Source organism: Polaromonas sp. (genome assembly GCF_030682935.1).
Taxonomy (GTDB): Bacteria; Pseudomonadota; Gammaproteobacteria; order Burkholderiales; family Burkholderiaceae_C; genus Polaromonas.
In genome coordinates, this window is the sequence record NZ_JAUXNA010000353.1 from 1 (window position 1) to 19,957 (window position 19,957).

At 63.0% G+C, this 19,957-nt stretch carries 19 protein-coding genes; 10 read left to right on the plus strand and 9 right to left on the minus strand.

Annotation, left to right across the window (positions count from 1 at the left end):
* Window positions 1-1,498: transketolase (tkt, locus tag Q8K05_RS16425; protein ID WP_305247689.1), on the minus strand; the 1,498-nt coding region annotated here is incomplete at its 3' end.
* A gap of 223 nt (window positions 1,499-1,721) precedes the next feature.
* Between tkt and Q8K05_RS16430 the strand changes: the two genes are divergently transcribed.
* The 5 genes from Q8K05_RS16430 (at window position 1,722) to Q8K05_RS16450 (ending at window position 8,295) form a co-directional block, all read left to right on the plus strand.
* Window positions 1,722-2,462 carry a nucleotidyltransferase family protein gene (locus Q8K05_RS16430; RefSeq protein WP_305247690.1) on the plus strand — a complete coding sequence of 247 codons (741 nt, stop codon included), beginning with the start codon at window positions 1,722-1,724 and terminating at the stop codon, window positions 2,460-2,462.
* 3 nt (window positions 2,463-2,465) lie between these two features.
* Complete coding sequence (locus Q8K05_RS16435; protein ID WP_305247691.1) at window positions 2,466-3,887, plus strand: aminopeptidase P N-terminal domain-containing protein; 1,422 nt, start codon at window positions 2,466-2,468, stop codon at window positions 3,885-3,887.
* A gap of 89 nt (window positions 3,888-3,976) precedes the next feature.
* A complete protein-coding gene (locus Q8K05_RS16440) occupies window positions 3,977-4,396 on the plus strand; it encodes a hypothetical protein (protein ID WP_305247692.1) in 420 nt (139 codons plus the stop codon).
* Between the two features lie 117 nt (window positions 4,397-4,513).
* Window positions 4,514-6,727: a TonB-dependent siderophore receptor gene (locus Q8K05_RS16445; RefSeq protein ID WP_305247693.1), complete on the plus strand. Its 2,214-nt coding sequence runs from the start codon at window positions 4,514-4,516 to the stop codon at window positions 6,725-6,727.
* A 14-nt stretch (window positions 6,728-6,741) separates the two neighbouring features.
* Window positions 6,742-8,295: a PepSY domain-containing protein gene (locus Q8K05_RS16450; protein WP_305247694.1), complete on the plus strand. Its 1,554-nt coding sequence runs from the start codon at window positions 6,742-6,744 to the stop codon at window positions 8,293-8,295.
* Between the two features lie 183 nt (window positions 8,296-8,478).
* On the opposite strand, the gene Q8K05_RS16455 is transcribed toward Q8K05_RS16450, so the two are convergent.
* From Q8K05_RS16455 to Q8K05_RS16470, 4 genes are all read right to left on the minus strand, one after another.
* Window positions 8,479-9,237: an amino acid ABC transporter ATP-binding protein gene (locus tag Q8K05_RS16455; RefSeq protein ID WP_305247695.1), complete on the minus strand. Its 759-nt coding sequence runs from the start codon at window positions 9,235-9,237 to the stop codon at window positions 8,479-8,481.
* 12 nt (window positions 9,238-9,249) lie between these two features.
* Window positions 9,250-9,900 carry an amino acid ABC transporter permease gene (locus Q8K05_RS16460; RefSeq protein WP_305247696.1) on the minus strand — a complete coding sequence of 217 codons (651 nt, stop codon included), beginning with the start codon at window positions 9,898-9,900 and terminating at the stop codon, window positions 9,250-9,252.
* A 16-nt stretch (window positions 9,901-9,916) separates the two neighbouring features.
* Window positions 9,917-10,573, minus strand: a complete 657-nt coding sequence (locus tag Q8K05_RS16465) for an amino acid ABC transporter permease (RefSeq protein ID WP_305247697.1) — start codon at window positions 10,571-10,573, stop codon at window positions 9,917-9,919.
* 99 nt (window positions 10,574-10,672) lie between these two features.
* Window positions 10,673-11,467, minus strand: coding sequence for a transporter substrate-binding domain-containing protein (locus Q8K05_RS16470; protein WP_305247698.1), 795 nt, complete (start codon window positions 11,465-11,467; stop codon window positions 10,673-10,675).
* A 269-nt stretch (window positions 11,468-11,736) separates the two neighbouring features.
* Between Q8K05_RS16470 and Q8K05_RS16475 the strand changes: the two genes are divergently transcribed.
* The 5 genes from Q8K05_RS16475 to Q8K05_RS16495 all read left to right on the plus strand — a co-directional run bounded on the left by Q8K05_RS16475 (window position 11,737) and on the right by Q8K05_RS16495 (window position 16,570).
* Window positions 11,737-12,600 carry a MurR/RpiR family transcriptional regulator gene (locus Q8K05_RS16475; protein WP_305247699.1) on the plus strand — a complete coding sequence of 288 codons (864 nt, stop codon included), beginning with the start codon at window positions 11,737-11,739 and terminating at the stop codon, window positions 12,598-12,600.
* Window positions 12,601-12,621: 21 nt separating this feature from the next.
* On the plus strand, window positions 12,622-13,848 hold the full coding sequence (locus tag Q8K05_RS16480; RefSeq protein ID WP_305247700.1) for a diaminopropionate ammonia-lyase: 1,227 nt from the start codon (window positions 12,622-12,624) through the stop codon (window positions 13,846-13,848).
* Complete coding sequence (locus Q8K05_RS16485; RefSeq protein WP_305247701.1) at window positions 13,845-15,089, plus strand: Zn-dependent hydrolase; 1,245 nt, start codon at window positions 13,845-13,847, stop codon at window positions 15,087-15,089. The genes Q8K05_RS16480 and Q8K05_RS16485 overlap by 4 nt, the downstream gene beginning before the upstream one ends.
* Before the next feature lie 40 nt (window positions 15,090-15,129).
* Complete coding sequence (locus tag Q8K05_RS16490; protein ID WP_305247702.1) at window positions 15,130-16,095, plus strand: N-carbamoyl-D-amino-acid hydrolase; 966 nt, start codon at window positions 15,130-15,132, stop codon at window positions 16,093-16,095.
* A gap of 82 nt (window positions 16,096-16,177) precedes the next feature.
* Window positions 16,178-16,570: a glutaredoxin domain-containing protein gene (locus Q8K05_RS16495; protein WP_305247703.1), complete on the plus strand. Its 393-nt coding sequence runs from the start codon at window positions 16,178-16,180 to the stop codon at window positions 16,568-16,570.
* Window positions 16,571-16,590: 20 nt separating this feature from the next.
* On the opposite strand, the gene Q8K05_RS16500 is transcribed toward Q8K05_RS16495, so the two are convergent.
* The 4 genes from Q8K05_RS16500 to Q8K05_RS16515 are packed head-to-tail and all read right to left on the minus strand — an operon-like array spanning window position 16,591 to window position 19,877.
* Window positions 16,591-17,091 (minus strand): aspartate/glutamate racemase family protein, encoded by a 501-nt coding sequence (locus Q8K05_RS16500; RefSeq protein ID WP_370868884.1) that lies wholly within the window; start codon window positions 17,089-17,091, stop codon window positions 16,591-16,593.
* 49 nt (window positions 17,092-17,140) lie between these two features.
* Complete coding sequence (locus tag Q8K05_RS16505; protein WP_305247704.1) at window positions 17,141-17,680, minus strand: MarR family winged helix-turn-helix transcriptional regulator; 540 nt, start codon at window positions 17,678-17,680, stop codon at window positions 17,141-17,143.
* Entirely contained in the window at window positions 17,677-18,876 is a 1,200-nt protein-coding gene (locus Q8K05_RS16510) for a Gfo/Idh/MocA family protein (RefSeq protein ID WP_305247705.1), read from the minus strand. Before Q8K05_RS16510 ends, Q8K05_RS16505 begins: the two co-directional genes overlap by 4 nt.
* Entirely contained in the window at window positions 18,873-19,877 is a 1,005-nt protein-coding gene (locus Q8K05_RS16515; protein WP_305247706.1) for a PDR/VanB family oxidoreductase, read from the minus strand. Before Q8K05_RS16515 ends, Q8K05_RS16510 begins: the two co-directional genes overlap by 4 nt.
* Window positions 19,878-19,957: the final 80 nt, after the last annotated feature.

A 19,957-nucleotide genomic window follows, 5' to 3' on the forward strand; every position in this document is an offset into this window, starting at 1 on the left:
TCAGGCGCAGGCTGGCGGCGTGCTCGATCGACTGGTGCGTCGGGCCGTCTTCGCCCAGGCCAATCGAGTCGTGCGTGAACACATGCACCACGCGCAGCTTCATCAGCGCGGCCATGCGGATGGCGTTGCGCGAATAGTCGCTGAAGGTGAGGAAAGTGCCGCCGTAGGGGATGAAGCCGCCATGCAGCGCCACGCCGTTCATGATGGCGGCCATGCCGAATTCGCGCACGCCGTAGTTGATGTGGCGGCCACCGACCTGGCTGCCGTTGGCTGCCTCGGTCTGTACCACCTCGCCGTTCGCGTCAAAGCGCAGGCTGGGCGTTGACTTGGTGTTGGTCAGGTTGGAGCCGGTCAGGTCGGCCGAGCCGCCGAGCAACTCGGGCAGGCCGGCCGTGAAGGATTCAAGCGCCAGTTGCGAGGCTTTGCGCGAGGCGACGGTTTCGGCTTTGGTGTGCGCGCCCACGACCGTATCGACGGCAAGTTGGGAAAAACTCTTGGGCAGATCGCCCTTCATGCGGCGCACAAACTCTGCCGCCAGCCCGGGATGAGCGGTTTTGTAGGCCGCAAACTTCGCGTCCCAGTCGGCTTCGAGCGCCAGGCCTTTGGTTTTTGCATCCCAGGCGTCGTAGCTTTCCTGGGGCACCTTGAAGGGCGTGTGCGGCCAGTTGAGCGCGTCGCGCGTCAGCTGGATTTCTTCGGCGCCCAGCGGCTCGCCATGGGCCTTGGCCGTGTTGGCGCGGTTCGGCGAGCCTTTGCCGATATGGGTTTTGCAAACAATCAGCGTCGGTTTGTCGGACGTGGCTTTCGCCGCCGCGATGGCGGCCGACACGGCCTGGGCGTCGTGGCCATCAACGGGACCCACGACGTTCCAGCCATAGGCGGCAAAGCGCAGCGGCGTGTTGTCGATAAACCAGGGCTCAACCTGGCCATCGATCGAAATGCCGTTGTCGTCGTACAGCGCAATCAGCTTGCCGAGTTTCCAGGCGCCGGCCAATGCTGCGGCCTCGTGGCTGATGCCTTCCATCAGGCAGCCGTCGCCCATGAATACATAGGTGCTGTGGTCCACCACGGTGTGACCTTCGCGGTTGAACTCCTTGGCCAGCAGCTTTTCAGCCAATGCAAAGCCCACGGCATTGGTCAGGCCCTGGCCGAGCGGGCCGGTGGTGGTTTCAACGCCGGGGGTGACATCCACTTCAGGATGGCCGGGCGTTTTGGAGCCGAACTGGCGGAAGTTCTTGAGTTCCTTGATCGGCAGCTTGTAGCCCGTGAGGTGCAGCACCGAATACAGCAGCATGGAGGCATGGCCGTTGGACAGCACGAAGCGGTCGCGGTCAAACCAGTGCGGGTTCTGCGGGCTGTGCTTGAGGTGATCGCCCCAGAGGGCTACGGCCATGTCAGCCATGCCCATGGGGGCGCCGGGATGTCCCGAGTTGGCTTGTTGTACAGCGTCCATTGCGAGTGCGCGTATCGCATTCGCCATCATTTCATTATTGGCCATCAAGAAAAGCTCCGGGAGGTTCGGGAATCAGGGTAATCCGCTATTTTACCGGGCGAGCGGCGTATGACGATTCAGGCCAGCATTGCGGGGCCTCAGCGCGGGCTTGGCGCCGCCCTGGAAACCGGGGCGCCGGCCAATGCTCTAAAGTGCTGTTCATGCACGCACTGCCACTCCCCTCCGACCTCTTTTTATGCTGCCACAGCCGGGCCACCCAGGCGGGCGCATGAGCATCAAAGCCATGATCCTGGCCGCCGGGCGCGGCGAGCGCATGCGGCCGCTGACGGACCGCTGCCCCAAGCCCTTGCTGCGCGTGCGCGGCAAGGCGCTGATCGACTGGCATGCCCAGGCACTGGCGCGCGGCGGCTTTAACGAACTGGTCGTCAACACCGCCTGGCTGGGGCCGCAGATTTCAAGCCATTTCGACCTGCAGCCCAATCGTTACGGGCATGAGCCGCTATCAATTTCATACTCACACGAAGGGGCTGACTTTGGTGGTGCGCTGGAAACGGCGGGCGGCATTGCGCGGGCCTTGCCGCTGCTGGACGACGTTTTCTGGGTGCTGGCGGGCGATGTGTTTGTGCCGGATTTCGAGTTTTCTGACGCCGCTGTCAGCCGCTTTGTGGCGAGCCAGCAGCTCGCCCACCTGTGGCTGGTGCCCAACCCGGCGCACAATCCGCGCGGCGACTTCGGGTTGAGCCCGCAGGGGCTGGCGCTGAACCTGCCGCCCGGCGACCCGCAGCCGCGCTACACCTACAGCACCATAGGCCTGTACCGGCGTGCATTTTTCAGCGCGCTGCCCCAGTTGCCTGCAGGCAATCCGCAGGGCATCAAGGCCCCGCTGGCCCCGCTGTTGCGTGCCGCGATGGACAATCAAAGCATCAGCGCCGAGCTGTACGAGGGGGCCTGGACCGACGTTGGCACGCCCGCCCGGCTGGACGAATTGAACCGAATCACCGAAAGCTGAACCATGAGCACTGCACCGAGCACCCTTGCCCTCTACGCCAAACGCCGCGCCGCGATCGGCCGCGCCCTCAGAGCGGCCGGCGGCGGCATCGCCGTGCTGCCCACCGCGCCCGAGCTGCCGCGCAACCGCGACAGCGACTTTCCGTACCGCCACGACAGCTATTTTTATTACCTGACCGGCTTCAGCGAGCCGGGCGGCTGGCTGGTGATTGACGCGAGCGGCAAGCGCACCCAAAGCACGCTGTTTTGCCGGCCCAAGGACCTGGAGCGTGAAGTCTGGGACGGCCTGCGGCTGGGCCCGAAAGCCGCGCCCGCAGAACTCGGCGTGGACCAGGCTTTCAGCGTGGAAGCGCTGGACGAAAAGATGCCGATGCTGCTGAGCAACCAGAACGCCGTGTGGTTCCCGTTTGCCACGCACAAAGGCCTGGAAACCCAGGTTGATGGCTGGCTGAACAAGGTGCGGGCGCGGGTTCGCCTGGGCGCCGAATGCCCGCACAGCCAGCACGACCTGTGCAAGCTGCTCGACGAAATGCGGCTGGTGAAAGACAGCCACGAGATTTCGATCTTGCGGCGCGCCGGCAAGATTTCGGCCGGCGCCCATGTGCGGGCGATGCAGGCCTCGGCCGCGCTGCTGCACGACTCGGGCAAAGGCGCCCAGGTCAAGCTGCGCGAATACCACCTGGAGGCCGAACTGCTGCACGAATTCCGCCGCCACGGCGCGCAATTTCCGGCCTACACCAGCATCGTGGCGGCCGGCGCCAACGCCTGCATCCTGCACTACCGCGCGGGCGACACCGAACTGCAGGCCGGCCAGCTCTGCCTGATTGATGCGGGCTGCGAGCTTGACGGCTACGCCAGCGACATCACGCGCACCTTTCCGGCCAACGGAAAATTCACCCCGGCCCAGCGCACGCTCTACGACATCGTGCAGGCGGCGCAGGAAGCGGCGATTGCGGTCACCCGGCCCGGCAAGCGCTTTACCGACCCGCACGACGCCGCCACGCGCGTGCTGATCGAGGGCATGCTGGACACCGGCCTGCTGGCCAAAGCCAAACACGGGACTGTCGACGACGTGCTCGAATCGGGCGCCTACCGCCAGTTTTACATGCACCGCACCGGCCACTGGATGGGCATGGATGTGCACGACTGCGGCGACTACACCGAGCCGGGCAGCAAGCCGCGCGAGGAAAAGGACGCGCTGGGCCAACTCGTGATGAAAAAGCCCCCGCGCATCCTGCGCCCCGGCATGGTGCTGACGATAGAGCCCGGCATCTACGTGCGCCCGGCCAAGGGCGTGCCCAAGCACTTCTGGAACATCGGCATCCGGATTGAAGACGACGCGCTGGTCACGGCCACCGGCTGCGAGCTGATGACGCGCGGCGTGCCGGTCAAGGCCGATGAGATTGAGGCCTTGATGCGGCTGTAAGCGCAGGACAGGTGGTTTGCAGACCGACGCCACGCCGGCCGTTCGCAAGCGGCATTTTCCGGATTTTCGCCGGTCTATACTCGTGGCCAATGTTTTCCCTGGCCCACTTTCAGCCCTTGCGTCGCGAATTGCGCGGCGGCGGCCGCCTGCATTTCCTGCCGGGCAAGGCCAGCATCGGGCTGGTCAAATGGGTGCTCCTGTGGTTTGTGCTGTCGATCGGTGCAGCCATCGCGTCGCCAATTCTCCATCCTCAGTCGATTGAGTTTGTTTGTTCGAGCGCCGGTGCCATCAAGGCCATCGTGCAGACGGACGACGGCCCGCAGGAAGCCGGCTCGGCGCATCTGGACTGCCCGCTGTGCCTGCTGAGTTGCCCGCCGTCCAAAGCTGACCCGGCAAAAGCAGCCCTGTCTTTGCCGCTGGGGCGCGCGATGCAGTCCATTCCGGCGGCCCGCCTGGCAGCCGCCACGGCCTCGCCGCTACCCGCGCGCGGGCCACCTGCTTTCTCTTAACGCTATTCATTCCTGACGCTTGGGGCTCGCTTGTGGCGAGTTCTTGGGCGTTCTTTTAAATGATTCAGCGGACTGGGCGCCGCCTGTTGGCGCTGCGCCTGCCGCAAGAGAGAGTTCATGTCCCATTTTTCACCCAGCGGCCCTGCCGCATTGCGCGCCTGCGCCTCACTTTTTCGTCCCTCCGCTTTGACCGTGGGCATTTTCTCCGCACTCGCGCTGGCGTCTGCCTCCAGCCGCGCTCAAACTGAAGCTGCGACGCTGCGGCAAATCGAGGTGGTCGACGATGGACCGGTCGCCAATGGCCGTCTCAACCTGGACACCCCTTCCGAAACCGGCAGCCGCCTGGGCTTGAGCCCGCGCGAGACGCCGGCCTCGGTCACCGTCGTGAACCGCGCCACCATTGATGCGCGCGGTGCGCAAAATACCCAGGAGATACTGCGCGCCATTCCCGGCGTCACTGCGCACGACGCGCCGGGCAGTGTCGGCGTCAGTTACCGCGGCTTTGGCAGCGGCTCCATCAGCCAGATGTTCAACGGCGTCAACGTGCAATATTCGATTGCAGCGCGCCCGGTGGACAGCTGGATCTACGACCGTGTCGAGGCCATCGGCGGGCCGTCGAGCTTTTTGTTCGGCTCGGGTGCGGTCGGCGGCTCCATCAACTACATCACCAAGATCGCGGAAAAAGGCAATTTTGCCGACGCACAGCTGCGGCTGGGCAGCCATGGCCTGAAGGAAGCGTCCTTTGGCCTGAATCGCCGCATAGCCGGCGACGGCGGAGCGGGCAGCCACTATGTGCGCATCGACGTGAACCGCCGCGACGCCGGCAGCTGGGTCGACGGCACCGGAACCAAGGCCACGCAATTCGCCGCTTCGCTGCTGTCGGACTTCGGCGGCGGACTGACCCATACCCTGGCTTACGAATACCAGGATGAGGAGGTCGACCGGCCCTACTGGGGCACGCCGGTGCTCAACCCGGCGACGGGCACGCTGCGCGTTGATCCCGGCATCCGCTTCAAGAACTTCAACAGCGCTGACGGCATCTATGCCCAGCGCGTGCAATGGCTGCGTTCGGTGACCGACTGGCAGGCGACCGACGCGCTGCAGTTCAAGAACACCTTCTATGCCTACGATGCGCTGCGCGACTACCGCAACGTGGAGAGCTATCGCTACAACGCGGCCAACACAGCGGTGATCCGCTCGGGCGCACTGCTGCAGCGGCATGACCATCAGGTCGTCGGTGACCGCATCGAGGGGCTCTACAAGGGGCAACTCGCCGGGCTCAAGAGCGACTGGTCCTATGGTCTGGATGTGAGCGTGAACAAGCAGACCCGTTTCCCCAACAGCCTGCCGGCCGTGGTCAGCACGGTCGATCCCTACAACTTCGTTACCGAGCGCTTTTTCCAGGTGCCAGGCATGACGCCGGGCTTCAGCCCCGACAGGGACAACAAGGTCACCACGACCGCGCTGTACCTGGAAAACCGCACCGCCCTGGCGCCCACCCTGAACCTGGTGACGGCGCTGCGCCACGAGCGCATCGCGCTTGGCCTGACCAACCGGCGCGCGGTGACCGCCGCCAGTCCCGCCACCTTCTCGCGCACTTACAGCCCGACGACCGGACGAATCGGCCTGGTATGGGACTTTGCGCCCGGCGCCAATCTGTACGCGCAGTACGCCACGGCGGCAGATCCACCGTCCGGCATCCTTTCCACGGCCACCTTTGCCAATGTGCGCGACAACAGCGAACTCACGACCGGCCGGCAGGCGGAGATCGGCAGCAAGGTCGATTTCTGGCAAGGCAAAGGGTCGGCCACGGTCGCGGCCTACCGCATCACGCGCAAGAACATTGCCACCCAGGACCCGAACAACACCGCGCTGACCGTCCTGGTCGGCGAGCAGTCCGCCAGGGGCGTGGAGCTGGCCGTCGGGCTGCAACCCACCGCCAGGCTGTCATTGCAGGGCAACCTCACCTACGTCGATGCGCAGTACGAGAACTTCGTGCAGGGCGGCGTTTCGCTGGCCGGCAAGACGCCGACCAACACGCCATCGACGGTTGCCAACCTGTGGGTCTCCTATGCCTTCACGCCCGCCTGGCAGGCAAGTGCCGGGGTACGTCATGTCGGCAAGGTCTATGCCGACGCTGCCAACACGATGAGCGGCTCGGCCTACACGCTGCTTGATCTCGGCCTGAGCTGGAAGGTGAACAAGTCCGTGTCGGTGGTCGGCCGCATCCGCAATGCGACGGATCGCCTGTACGCCGCCAATATCGGCAGCACGTCGGCCTACCTGGGTGCACCGCGCAGCGCCGACATCACGCTGCGCGCGGCGTTCTGAGACAGGAGGCGCACATGCTGCATGCCAAACGCTGGCTGTTCCTGATCCATCGCTGGCTCGGCATCGTCGTCTGCGCCTTTTTCGCGATGTGGTTCATCTCGGGGGTGGTCATGATGTACGTGGGCTACCCCAAGCTCACCGCCGCGGAAAGACTGCAACACCTGCCGCCGCTGGATGCCAAGGCGGTTGCCCAGACCCCCAGGCAGGCGCTCGATGCGGCCGGCATCGCGGGGCCGCTGCAAGATCTGCGGCTGGCGGTGGCCAGCGGTGGCCGCGCGGTCTACCTGGCCGTGCCGGCCCGGGACCCGAATGCCAGTCCGGCTGGTCGGCGCCGGGTGGCGCCGGGCAGCGGCACGGTGGTGATAGACGCCAGCACCGGCGCCGTGCTGCGGCAGGTTGATCGCGCGCATGCGCTGGCGAGTGCCGCGGCCTTTGCCGGCCCGGCGGTTGCCGCCGACCATGAAGGAAGCATCGACGAAGACGCCTTCACCCATTCGCGCGGACTGGACGCGCATCGCCCGCTGCACCGGGTGCAGCTTGCCGACGCCGATCACACGCTGCTGTATGTCTCCGGAACCACCGGCGAAGTGGTGCGCGATGCCCCGCGCACCGAGCGCCTGTGGAACTACGCCGGCGCGTGGATCCATTGGCTGTATCCGTTTCGCGGCAATATGTTCAACCCCTACTGGAGCGACATCGTGAACTGGCTGTCGGTCATCGGCATCGGCGTGACCCTCGCCGGCACGGTGGTTGGCATCATGCGGTGGCGCTTCACGCACGCCTACAAGAGTGGCTCGCACTCGCCCTACCAGGGTTTCATGATGCGCTGGCACCACATCACCGGCCTGCTGTTCGCGCTGGTCACGCTGACGTGGATCTTCAGCGGGCTCATGTCGATGAACCCCTGGCGCATCTTTGACAACGGCGCGCCCGCCCTGCGGGCACAGGCCATGCACGGCGGTCCGCTGGCGATTTCCAGCCAGCAGGCTTCATCGCAGGCGCTGCTTGCCGCAGCCTCTGGCGAGGTGCAGGAGCTGCGCTGGACGCGTACTGCGGGCCAGACCCTGGTGTTGGCGAGCGGCAGCGGTGGCGGCCGGCCGACCGTGCTCAATGCGGCAACGGCGCAAGCCCATGTGCCTGATTCCGATGCACTGAAAACTGCGGCCGCGCGCCTGCTGCCGGACCCGGTCGCGCGCATCGACGTACTGACCGCCTACGACCTGCACTACTACGAACGCGAACCGCACACGATGACGGGGGGCGCTGAAAAACCGCTGCCGGTGTGGCGCGTCGTATTCGGCGATGCCCACGCCACCTGGGTGCACATCGATCCGGCGACCGGCGCCGTGCTCGGCCGCACCGACAGCACGCGGCGCCTGAACCGCTGGCTGTTTGGGATGCTGCACAGCTGGGACTGGTTGCCGCTGCTGGACCGGCGCCCCCTGTGGGACATCGTGCTCATCGCCCTGAGCCTGGGTGGCGCCGCGCTCAGCCTGACCGGCGTCGTCATCGGCTGGCGGCGGCTGGGACGCAAGCTCAGAACCGCGCGCGTGCGCCGCCCGGCCTGACCGTGGCGGACCGTTACGCCTCGCCGCCGGGCGGGCCAGGCGCCTTTCAAAACGCTCCTTATTTAATAGCTATAAGCGCTTTCTGCATATGCGATAGAGCCGGATTTTATTCATAATTTGTGCGTTTTTGATGGCCTGCATGCGCCTTGCGAGGGCGGGCCGTCCTTTCCCTCCAGCCCACGCTCACAGGGCCGACAAGAACTGCTGCAATTCCGGCGTTTTCGTGTGGCTGAAAAGTTCCTCGGGCGGCCCCATTTCATGGACCTTGCCCTGGTGCATGAAGACCACGCGGTCGCTGACCTTGCGGGCGAAGTTCATCTCGTGCGTCACCAGCACCAGCGTCATACCCTGTTCCGCCAGGTCTTCCACGACCTGAAGCACCTCGCCGACCAGTTCGGGGTCGAGCGCGGAGGTGACCTCGTCACACAGCAGCACCTCGGGGTCCATGGCCAGCGCGCGGGCAATGGCGACGCGCTGCTGCTGACCGCCTGACAGCTGGTCTGGCCGGTTGTCAAACTTTTCAGCCAGCCCGACCCGCGCGAGCAGCTTCTCTGCGCGTCGGCGCGCCTCCGGCTTGGGAAGCGCCTTGACCAGCATGGGCGCCAGCATCACGTTCTGGCCCACCGTCAGGTGCGGGAACAGGTTGAAGCTCTGGAAAATCATGCCGACGTTCTGGCGCAGCTCGCGCATGGCATGCGGGTCGTGGATTTTCAGCGGCTGGCCATGCACCGTGAGCTCGCCGTCCTGGAACGCCTCCAGGCCGTTGATGCAGCGCAGCAGGGTGCTCTTGCCCGAGCCGCTCTTGCCGATGATGCAGACCACCTCGCGGCGCTCGATTTGCAGGTCGATGCCCTTGAGGACTTCGTTCGTGCCATAGCGCTTGCGCAGGCCGCGGATGTCCACCAGCGGGATGGTCTTGGGGGTCGTGGTGTGCAGGGTCATGTCGTATTGCCTTCAGTGCCGGGGGCTGAGTTTTCGTTCAAGGTGGCGGCTCCAGACCGACAGCGGGAAGCACAGGGTGAAATAGAGCAGGCCGACGCAGCCGTAGACCAGGAAGGGCTCGTAGGTGGCGTTGGCAATCATCTGGCCAGCCTTGGTGATTTCGACGAAGCCGATCACCGAGGCCAGCGCGGTGCCCTTGATGATCTGAATCAGAAAGCCCACCGTGGGCGCGATGGCAATGCGCGTGGCCTGGGGCAGCACGATGTAGCGCAGCTGCTCGCGAAAGTTCATGGCCAGGCTGGCCGCTGCTTCCCATTGGCCGCGCGGAATCGACAGCACGCAGCCGCGCCAGATCTCGGTGAAATAGGCACTGGCGTAGAGCGTGAGGCAGACCGATGCGGCAAACAGCGCGGAGGTATTGATCCCCAGCATCGACAGCCCGAAATAGGTCAGGAACAACTGCATCAGCAGCGGCGTGCCCTGAAAAATCTGCACATACAGCGCCACCGCGTGCGCAGCACCTGGCAGCTTCGAGAGTCTGGCAACGAGCAGGAAAAGCCCCACCATACCGCCGCCGACAAAGGCAATCAGCGAGAGTGCCACCGTCCATCGCAAAGCCATCAGGAGATTGCGTGCGATGTCCCATAGGGAAAAATCGACCATGTGCTGACTCCCTGGCTCAACGGCCAAATATGAAACGAGGCCCGACCCAGTTGAGCGCTTGCCGCAGCATGACCGCCAGACCGAGGTAGGCGACCGTGACGAGGATGTAGGACTCCATGCTGCGGAAGGTACGGCTGGAGATGAGATTGGCCGCGTAGGAGATTTCCTCGGTGGAGATCTGCCCGCAAACCGCCGACCCCAGCATCACGATGATGATCTGGCTGACCAGTGCGGGCCACACGCGCCCAAGCGACGGCGGCAGCACCACCCGGGTGAAAATTTGCCAGCGGTTCAGTGCAAGGCTTTTGGCCGCTTCAATCTGGCCTGGATGCGTGGCCTCTATGCCCGCGCGGACGATTTCACACGCATAGGCCCCCAGATTGAGGACCATGGCAAGGATGCTTGCAGTCTCAGCCGACAGCTTGACGCCCATGGCAGGCAAGCCGAAAAAGATGAAGAAAAGCTGAATGATGAAAGGCGTGTTGCGGATCAATTCCACATAGGCGCCAACCATGGCGCGCAGCCAGGTGGGGCCATGCACCCGCGACCATGCGCAGGCGATACCCAGGCAGGTGCCCACAGGCGCTGCGATGGCGGTCAGAAGGCAGGTGAGTGCCAGGCCTTTTAACAACATGGGCCACTGCCCAAGCACCACAAAAAAATCAAGACTCATGTTGCAAAGAAGGTTGGTGATTCAACAAAAAAGTGAAAGCGTGGTTTTTGGGCAGGGAAAAGCCGTTGACCTGGGGAAACCGGCTTTTCCCCCGCGGCCTTACTCCGGAAGGTCGCCCAAGCCGCGACCCAGCCAGCGTTGTGCATAGGCGTTGAGCGTGCCATCGGCCTTGGCCTGGCGCAGGATCTCGTTGACCTTGTCGAGCAATGCCGTCTCACCCTTGCGCGCGCCGATGAAATTCGGTGAGTCTTTCAGCAGCAGTTTGTACTCAGCCTGGATTTGCGGATTCTTCTGGATCGCGACCCCCGCAACGGCTGCGCCGGTAGCCAGCAGTTGCGTTTGCTGCGACACAAAAGCAGCCACCGTCGAGCTGTCGTCTTCGAAGCGCTGAATCTTCAGCGTTGGCGGCGCCACCTGCTGAAGGATGTCATCCTGAATCGTGCCGCGCGTCACGGCAATCGTCTTGCCTGAAAGGTCTTGAAAATTCTTGATGCCAAGCGCCTTGGGACCGAAAACGGCCTGGTAGAACGGCGCATAGGCCACCGAGAAATCAATGACTTTTGCACGCTCGGCGTTCTTGCCCAGCGCCGAAACGATCAGGTCGATTTTCTTGGTCTGCAGGTAGGGAATCCGGTTGGGCGTGCTGACAGGCGTCAGTTCGGCCTTCACGCCCAGCTTGTCGGCGATCAATTGCGCCACGGCCACATCCAGGCCTTGCGGCTTGAAGTCGGGCCCCATGAAACCGTAGGGAGGAAAGTCGGTGGCGATGCCCAACAAGATTGACTTTTTAGCCATGATGGCCGTGAGCGAATCATCGGCCTGAGCCGACACCGACGTCAAGAGAGCGAGACCGGCGAGCAGGCCGGTGAGTGCAGTGGCGAACTTGAATTTCATGATGCTTGGCTTCCCAAAAAATTGATGAACACAAGTTCTTTAGGCAAATTGCATGCCATGCGCCAACGACACGCTTTCGATGGGCAGGCTCGACCCGCTCCCAGGGCACGCCCCAGCAAGCGCCAGGCTGCGGGCATCGGTCTTGCTAGATGGAAGCACCATGAATGAAACAATAATTTCTCAATTGCAAAGCAGATGGAACTTATGTTCCATACTTGTGCATGCCATGCATCAAGTTGGTGATGCATGCACAAACCAGGCGCCATGACATGAACAAAGAGACCGAATCACTCGATGTCCGGCTGCTGAAGGTCTATGACCAGCTTTCGGCCACAGACCGCAGACTGGCGGACGTGGTCATTGCCAACAAAAAGGATTTGCTGGCCTATTCCGCCACGGAGCTGGCGGGCCTGGCCGGTGCCTCCAAGGCCAGTGCGGCACGGTTTTTCCGCCGCCTGGGTTATTCCGGATTCAGTGACTTCCGGCAGCACATCCGCGCCCAGGTGCCCCAGCAATCGCCGCTTTCCCGCATCGGCCGCGCGCCGGTGCGCCAATCGGAATCTGCCCGCTTGCAGACGCATGTGCAAAACGATGTGGTGCGCCTGAACAGCCTCCTCGGCGGCCTCACGGAAGAGGTGCAGGAACAAGCGCTTGAGTTGCTGGTGCAGGCACGCCGGGTCTGGATCGTGGGCTACCGCAACGGCTGCATGACCGCGTTTTACGCCAGCGCCTTGCTGTCGCAGGTGCGGCACGACGTGAACCTGCTGAACGAGCTCTCAGGCCGTGAAGCGGAATTTCTGGCCGACCTCAATGACAAGGACCTGCTGCTGGCCGTGGATTTTCGCCGGCGCACCAGCCGGCTGCCCCGGATTGTCGCGGCCGCCCGCAGTGCCGGCACACGCGTGCTGTTGCTGACCGACACCCCCCTGTCTGCGCTGGCGAGCCAGGCTGCGGCGATATTGCATTGCCCCAACCAGACCGAGCAGGTGTTTGACTCCTATGTGAGCGCCGTCAGTCTCATGAATTACCTGGCCACGTCGATGGCCGCGCGCACGCCCAGGCAGGCCCGTGCCCGCATGTCCAGGATCGAGCGCCTCCATGCGGCACTCGGCGATCTTGAAACTGATTCTTAACCCCACGGTGTGAACCCTCCCATGCACAAGCTTCCTTCCATTTCAATAGACTATTTCCTCAACCCGGCATTCCGGCGCCAAGAGCCCTATGGCGACCAGCGCGCCAGCATCCTCAATGCCGGCGCACTGGCCAGGGCCGAGCAGGAAATCATCGCCTGGCCCGGCTACCAGGTCACGCCCCAGCATTCGCTGGGTGACCTGGCCGATGCGCTGGGCGTGGCCTCCATCCACTACAAGGACGAAGGCTCGCGCTTCGGCCTGGGCAGCTTCAAGGCCCTGGGGGGCGCTTACGCGGTCGGCCGGCTGCTGTGCCGTGAACTGGGGCTGCGGCTGGGCCGGGACTTGAACCCGTCCGACCTGCTCCAGAGCGAACTGCGCCAGGCCTGTACGGACATCACCGTGACCTGCGCCACCGATGGCAACCATGGCAGGTCGGTGGCCTGGGGCGCGCAGCTGTTCGGCTGCCGCTGCGTGATCTACATTCATGCCTCCGTCAGCGACGGACGCAAGCAAGCCATCGAACGCTTCGCAGCGCAGGTGGTGCGCACCGGGGGCAACTACGACGACGCCGTGCGCCAGGCCGACCGCGACGCCCAGGCCAATGGGCGGCATGTCATCTCCGACACGTCCTACCCCGGCTACATGGACGTTCCGCGCGATGTCATGCAAGGCTACCAGTTGATGGTCCAGGAAGCCGTCCAGCAGCTCGATGCATGGCCCACGCATGTCTTTGTGCAAGCCGGCGTCGGCGGATTGGCCGCAGCCGTCTGCGCGTATTTCTGGGAGCGGGACGCGCAGCGGCGGCCCTTCTTCACGGTGGTCGAGCCGACCCGCGCCGACTGCCTGCTGCAAAGCGCGCGCAACGCCAGACTCACGGCGGTCACGGGCAAGCTCGACACCCTGATGGCCGGCCTGGCCTGCGGCGAGGTGTCCCTGCTCGCCTGGGAAATACTGGAGCGCGGCGCCAACGCCTTCTGCACCGTGGACGATGACGCGGCCGTTGCGGTGATGCAGTTGCTGGCCCGCCCACCAGGACAGGATGCTGCGATTGTGGCCGGCGAATCGGCCGTGGCCGGGCTGGCGGCGGCCATCGGTATCGCGTGCGATCCCGATGCCAGGGCCGCGTTCGGAATCGATGCTGAAAGCCGGATCCTGTTCTTTGGCAGCGAGGCCGACACGGACCCGGCGCTTTACCAGCAGTTGGTGGGTGCCAGTGCCGCCGATATTCTGGACGGGACGGCGGCATGAGCACCCCGCTCGACCTGAAAATCAGTCCGCAGCGGCTGGCAGCCAGCCTGGCCGCGCTGGGGAAAGTGGGGGCGCTGGAGGGCGGCGGCGTCAACCGGCTGGCCCTGACCGAAGCGGACCGGCTCGGCCGCGAATGGACGGTGGCGCGCATGCGCGAACTGGGCATGACGGTCACCACGGACGGGATCGGCAATGTCATGGCCGTGTATGCCGGCACCGAGGATTTGCCTCCGGTGATGACGGGCTCGCATATCGACACCGTGCGTACGGGCGGGCTTTACGACGGCAATTACGGTGTTCTGGCCGGCCTGGAGGTGGTGGCTACCCTGCGCGATGCCGGCGTGCGGACACGCCGACCGATTGCGGTAGCGTTCTTCACCAACGAGGAAGGCGCGCGCTTTCAGCCCGACATGATGGGCAGTCTTGTGTACGTTGGCGGCATGCCGCTGGCGCAGGCGCTGGCCACCCGCGCCACTGACGGCCCGACGGTTGGGGAAGAACTGCAGCGTATCGGCTACCAGGGGCCAGCGGCGGTGGGTTGCCCGGTGGTGGACAGCTTCGTGGAGCTGCACATCGAGCAGGGCCCGGTGCTGCACCAGCAAGGTCTGCAGATCGGCGTGGTCGAGGGCGTTCAGGGCATTTCATGGACCGAATTCACGATCAACGGCATTTCCAACCATGCCGGGACCACCCCGATGGCACTGCGCCATGACGCGGGCGTGGTGGCGGTGCGCATCGCGGCTTTTGTTCATGACCTGGCCTTGCGTTACGGGGGCCGCCAACTGGCTACCGTGGGCTCGATACAGCTTTCGCCGAACCTGATCAACGTCATTGCCCATCGCGCGGTTTTCACCGTGGACCTGCGCAACACCGACGAGGCGACGCTGGCCCGCGCCGAGGCCGAAGTGCTTGAATTCGCCACGCAGTGTGCAGCAGCGCAAGGTGTTTCGTGCAGCCACCGCCGCCTGGCGCGCTTCGAGCCCGTGGTGTTCGATCCCCTGGTGATCAGCCTGATCGAGCAGGAAACGCAAGCGCTGGGTCTGTCCGCCCTGCGCCTGCCCAGCGGCGCCGGACACGATGCCCAGATGCTGGCGCGGGTCTGTCCCACCGGGATGATTTTTGTGCCCAGCGTCAATGGGCTGAGTCACAACGTGAACGAGTTCACCGAGCCCCAAGACCTGGCGCAGGGCGCGCAGGTCTTGCTCCAGGTGCTCATGCGCTTGGCCCAGCGTGGCATTTGAAGTTTCCCCCTTGTTTTTTTGATTTGACTGGAGTGTTGCAATGTCCCGATTTGTGAATGTGGCGCTGGGCCAGTTGGGCCCCATCCAGCGCGCAGATTCCCGCCAGCAGGTGGTGGGCCGCCTGTGCGCGCTGATGCGTGAAGCGCACGCGTTCGGCGCCCACCTGATCGTTTTTCCCGAACTGGCGCTCACGACCTTCTTTCCCCGCTGGTACATCGAAGACGAGGAAGAGATCAACAGTTTTTTTGAGCGTGAAATGCCGTCTTCCACGACGCAGCCGCTGTTTGATCTGGCGCGCGCGCTGGGCATGGGCTTTTACCTTGGCTATGCCGAATTGGCGCAAGAGGGCGGCAAAGCTGTTCGCTACAACACCTCCATCATCGTGGATCGCCAGGGCCAGATCATCGGGAAATACCGCAAGGTGCATTTGCCGGGCCACTACGAGCATGAGCCCTGGCGGCGATTCCAGCACCTTGAAAAACGTTACTTCACGCCCGGCAACCATTTTGGCGTGACCCAGGCGTTCGGAGGCATTTTTGGCATGGCGATCTGCAACGACAGGCGCTGGGCCGAGACTTACCGCGTCATGGGACTGCAAGGCGTCGAGATGGTACTCATCGGCTACAACACGCCCGTGCACAATGCACCGGCGCCTCAGCACGATGACCTGTCACTTTTTCAAAACCAGCTGTCCATGCAGGCCGGTGCCTACCAGAATGGCACCTGGGTGGTTGGCGTTGCCAAAGCCGGCCTGGAAGAAGGTGTTGACAGCATCGGTGGCAGCTGCATCGTGGCGCCGTCGGGTGAAATTGTGGCCCGCTGCATCACCAAGGGCGACGAAGTTGCCATTGCCCGCTGTGACCTGGATTTTTGCGCCATCTACAAACGCACTACGTTTAACTTTGACATGCACCGCAGGCCCGAAGCCTATGGGCTTATCGTCGAGCGAAAAGGAGAAAAGCTGGCCGCAGGGGGAACACCCTGGACGTTCCCGAACCGGACCTGACCGCGTGCCGGGTTGCGGCCAGCCGCCGCGACGCCGGCCTTCCCATTTCCGGAAACCGCTGGCGTTCCGTTTAACATTGACCATGAAAACCTTTATCCGATTCTTTTTCAGAACCCTGCGCATCGTCCTGGGTCCGGTGATGCTGTTCAAGGAGCGCCTCACCCAGCCCAAGGGCCTGGTGAGGCCGCAGGCGGCGCAGGAAAACGTAGACCAGCAGTGCCAAAGCCTGGTGCTGTACCAGTACAAGACCTGCCCCTTTTGCATCAAGGTGCGGCAGGAAATGCGTCGCTTGTCCCTGAACATCCAGCGCGTTGACGCGCAGCCAGAAGGCTGCGGCCGGGCCGAGTTGCTGCAGGGCGGCGGACAGACCAAAGTGCCCTGCCTGAAAATCACCGATCAGGCCGGCAGCAGCCAGTGGCTCTACGATTCAGACAAGATCGTGGCGTATCTGCGCGGCCGTTTTTCGGCGGTGTGAGCATCGCCGCGCAGCAGCCCCTAAACGCCGACGCTGCCCAGAGCAATCAACTCAGGTGAGAGTTGCTGCCAGCGAACGTCAAACCCGTCCGTCGCGCCAGATTGATTCATAGCTGCCTGCAACAGCGCCTGGCGGGTTCCCGCCAACACGCTGTCGATCACGGGAACGTCAACATGAGGCTGGATCACTGCAGCCATACCTGCCAGGCCGGCACCGCCGAGGATGATGGCTTGTGCCCTGAATTCGCCTGTGGCTTGCCGACAGGCTTGCGCCAGTTGGGCACCCGTTGGCGCCACGGTAGGGATGCCGCCCAATGCCGCGCCGTGCCCCAGCAAGTGAGCCAGTCGTTCCTGAATAGGCTTCCAGCGCGGCCGCCCAGGCGTCCAGGCGTCTAGAACAGCATGTCCGGCCACCGCGAAACCGGCTTCGCAGGGGCAATATAGGGGGCGCCAAAGCAGGCTGTGATGATACGCACCCGAACCTGCGGAGGTGTTGGGGTTGATGATCAACAGTTGGCGCATGCAAAGCCTCAATTTGAAGAAAAAGTCGCGCGTCTTTTCAGGCCGCAGTTTATTTGCTGGCCGGCTTGGCTGGCTGCTTTAAAGTTGCGGCTTTGCGTTTTACCGGCGGGGTTTGCAGCAACTCATCCCCGGCCAGGTTCTCAATCATGGTGAGCAGCACCCGACGTGTGGTTTTGAGGTCCTCAGGCGTCACGCCTTCAATGCTCACCGTGTTGGTTTCTTGAGCCAGGGGCACCAGCTTTTTCTTAAGGGCTCGGCCTTCGTCGCTCAGATAAACATACATGTTTTTTTTATTGGTGGGCAACTGTCTGCGCACGATGTAGCCCAAGGCTTCCATGGTCTTCATTGCGGTAAACGTGGTGGGCTCCATGACGCCGGCCCGTTCGCTGAGTTCCTTTTGTGTGAGGCCGTCAGCCTCCCACAGAATACGCAAAAACGTCCAGTGGCCAAATGGCACGCCATGCTGCGCCAGGCGTACCTGCAAGGCTTTGTGAAAGGCGCGTGATGCGTCACGAACCAGGTGCGCCAAACGGTCATTCGGAACCGCCTCGCGCCAGTGGCGAATGATGTTTTGTGTGTCGTTGGTCATGCACTGGCATTGTGACTGACTTGATGGCGCGGATGACAGTCGCTGTTCGTGCGGGCCGACTCCAGAATCGCCAGACAGACCTCCGTGGTGGCGCGTGCCCATTCACCGCTGTGAATGGCCGGGTGATCGTTGATGACCGCGTCATACAACTCGTCAATCACTTCGCTGCGGGGGATTCGAGACGCAGGCAGGTATTCAAATGTTTTCTGGCTATCGGCATAAATGGCAACGCCTGAAGCGCTTGGGCGCAAGTCTGCCTTTTCGCAACTAACGATGATCTGACCGAAATGCTGGTGGGCCAGGTTTTCAGGCAAGGCGGTAGTCGGCGAATACAGGATACCGCCATAGTTGCGTGCCGCTTTGAGGGCCGTTTCCTGCGCAGACGTGGCAGCACTTTGCAGTCGTTGGCGTGCCGCACCGTAGTCGCCAGCGCTTTTGGCCTGGCCCATTTCACCGATGTTGTCCATCAGTTCATCGGAGTCGTAGTGGCCGTAACCGCTGTAGGTAGCCGAGGCAAATGCGCCATTTTCAAACCCCAGCAAGGCGCTATATGCGCCTTCCGTCGGGCGGCTGGCATCCCATGAGCCCGTGTGGGCACGTACGCTGTTTACCCGTCCGCCGCCGAGCAGCCGCACGATGTCCATTTGATGCGTTGCCTGGCTGTGAATGACACCGCCTCCGGCCGCAGTGTCCAGCTCTTCCGGACGGCGCGGCCGGTACAGGAAATCGGTGAAATTCAGCGCCGTGATCATTCTGACGTCGCCATAAATTTTGCTGTCAATGATCTCCCGCGTGCGCCGTATCGGCATGTTGAAGCTGTGGCTGTGGCCGACGATGAGATGAACGCCCGCGTTGCGGGTGGCCTCGATCATGCGGGTGCATTCATCCAGGCTCAAGGCCATCGGTTTTTCAACCATCACATGTTTGCCAAATGAAGCCGCCAGGCACACATGCGCCGCATGAAACTGATGCGGGGAGGCAATGTAGAGCACTTCAACCGCAGGGTTGGCGCAGAGCGCTTCGATGGATTCATGGCCGGGTGCGCCAAAGTCTTTTTCAAACTGTGCTCTGGCGGCTGCAATGGGATCGGTTGCGCCCACCAGCTTGACGCGGCTGTCATGCACGAAGGTAGGCAGCATGAGGGTGAAAGCCCGGCCCAAACCCACGACGCCTATCTGCATTTTCCGGTTGTTCATAGGTCCAGAACCAGTTCATCCGATTTTGCGCGTGACACGCAAACCATGATGTAGTCCTGTTTTTCTTCCTCGATCAGCACCATGTCACGGCGTTCAACCTCGCCTGCCAGCAGTCGCGTCTTGCAGGAACCGCAGGTGCCACTTTCGCAGGAACTCGGCACGCGCACGCCTGCGCCCCGTAAAGCCTCCAGAATCGTCTGGTCAGCACCAACATGGACGGTGGTGCCTGTCTTTGCAAGCCGCACGTCAAAGGGTTTGTCTTCCGCAAAGGCTTTGGCATCCACGCCAAAGCTTTCGAAGTGCACCGAGCCGGAAGGCCAGTGGCCCGACATGTCGTCCACGCTGTCCATCAGCCCTTTAGGCCCGCAGCAGTAAACATGGGCGTTGCCCGGCTTTTCAAACACAGGCCATAAATCCAGCGCTTGAGCCATGTCGCCGTTGTCATGATGAATCTGGACCTGCCCGGAAAATTCCGATTTGATGTGGTCAATAAAGGCCGTGCCGGCCTCATCACGGGTGCAGTAGTAGAGCTTGAATTCGCCCTGGCCCGTGTTTTTAAGGTGCCGCATCATCGACAGAATGGGCGTGATGCCGATGCCGCCCGCTACAAAAATGAAGTTGTTTGCGCGTTCGACCAGTTCGAAATTATTCCTCGGCCAGCTGACCGATAGCAACTGCCCGACCTGCACATCGTCAGCCATGCTGATGGAGCCGCCCCGGCCTGCCTCGTCGCGCTTGACGGCAATCTGGTACATGCCGGTATCGGCCGGGTCGCTGCAGAGCGAGTAGTTGCGCCGCACGCCGCTGGGAACCTGCACCGTGAGGTGCGAGCCCGGGGTGAAAGTGGGCAGGGGCGCGCCATCGAAGTGACGCAATTCAAACAGATAAATACCTTGCGCCACGGCTTCCTTCTTCACGACCCTGACATTGAAAAAGTCATCCTTTAGGGGGACTGAAACCGCTGCGGATGCGCCTGTTGCGACGCTAGGGTTAACGCTCATGGTTGTCTCCAGAAATAGTCTTGACAAAGCAAAAAAACGCGAATAATCTTAGTCACCTAAGAATAAACTTGTTCCACCAA